The organism is Streptomyces sp. NPDC005070 (assembly GCF_053600395.1).
On sequence record NZ_JBSFZS010000528.1, the window covers coordinates 1 to 1,335 of the forward strand.

Sequence of the window (1,335 nt, forward strand, 5' to 3'; positions counted from 1 at the left end):
GAGTTCCGGCGCAAGCGGCAGGTGCTCGTGGCGATGGACCTGGTGCGGTTCGCGGCGCTGCTGACGATCCCCGCCGCGTTTGCGCTCGGTGTGCTCACCTTCGTACAGCTCCTGCTCGTCTCGATCGTCGTCGCCGCGGCCGATATCGCCTTCCGTGCCGCCTCCGGCGCCTACCTGAAGACGCTGGTGGCGGCGGAGGACCTGCTGGTCGCGGGCGCCCGGTTCGAGTCGACGGCCTGGACCACCACGATCGTCGGACCACCGCTGGGCGGCGCGGCGGTCGGGCTGCTCGGTCCGGTGGCGACGGTGGTGGCCGACGGCCTCAGCTACCTGCTCTCCGCCCTGGGCATCCGCGCGGCGGGCGGGCACGAGCCGCGGCCCGAATGCCGGGAGGCCGCGCGTGTGCGGGCCACGGACCTGCTCGACGGCTGGCGGTACATCCTCGCCGACCCCACCCTGCGTCCGCTGTTCTTCAACACCGCCTTGTTCAACGGCCTGGTGATGGCCGCCCAGCCGCTGCTGGCCGTCCTGATGCTCGGCGGACTCGGGTTCACACCGTGGCAGTACGGCCTCGCCTTCGCCGCGCCCTCGATCGGCGGCCTGCTCGGATCACGGCTGGCCCGGCCCCTGGTCACCCGGTTCGGACGGCGTCAGGTCCTGGTCGCGTCCGGGGCACTGCGCGCCGTCTGGCCGCTCGGCCTGGCCTTCCTGGGGCCGGGCACCGGAGGGCTGCTGCTGGTGATGGGCGTGGAACTCGGGCTCATCTTCTGCTGCGGGGTCTTCAACCCCGTCTGCGCCACCTATCGCCTCGAACGCACCGCGACGGACCGGGTCGCCCGTACGCTGACCGCTTGGGCGGTGACGACCAAGGGCGCGACCGCGCTCCTGACCGCGTTGTGGGGCGTACTGGGCGCTCTGCTCGGCCCGCGCACGGCCATCGCCCTGGCCGGAGTGCTCCTGCTGGCGACCCCGCTGCTCCTCCCCCGGCACACCGGAGCCAAGTCTGCCGCCACGGAGGCGACACCGGGGCGCGTCTGAGCACCCGGCCGCTCCTCGGGCCGGCACACCCCGCAGGTGATCGACACTCCGGCCCCGGGCATCGGCTCAACCACGATCCCTGATGTAGCGGCCGATACAGCTGTTGGTGGTCGTACGGCCGCGTTCGGCGCAGAACGCGAGGGCCGCACTGCTGTCGGCGAACGGACCGGGCGCGTAGATCACCCAGTAGCCGGGGCGCAGGGGTGCGTAGTCGTCGCTGCGCAGGACAAGCGCTTCCGGCACGGCGATACGAATGTCCGCGAGATGCCGGTCGCGGGCCGCGGTACCCGAGGCGAT

The 1,335-nt window shown here is 72.7% G+C and carries 1 protein-coding gene and 1 pseudogene; one reads left to right on the forward strand and one right to left on the reverse strand.

Annotation, left to right across the window (positions count from 1 at the left end):
• The coding region (locus tag ACWEBX_RS40860; protein WP_451889743.1) for an MFS transporter at positions 1 to 1,038 on the forward strand (1,038 nt) is incomplete at its 5' end.
• 66 nt (positions 1,039 to 1,104) lie between these two features.
• Here the strand turns inward: ACWEBX_RS40860 and ACWEBX_RS40865 are convergent.
• A pseudogene (locus tag ACWEBX_RS40865) lies at positions 1,105 to 1,335 on the reverse strand (serine/threonine protein kinase); the annotation flags it as partial.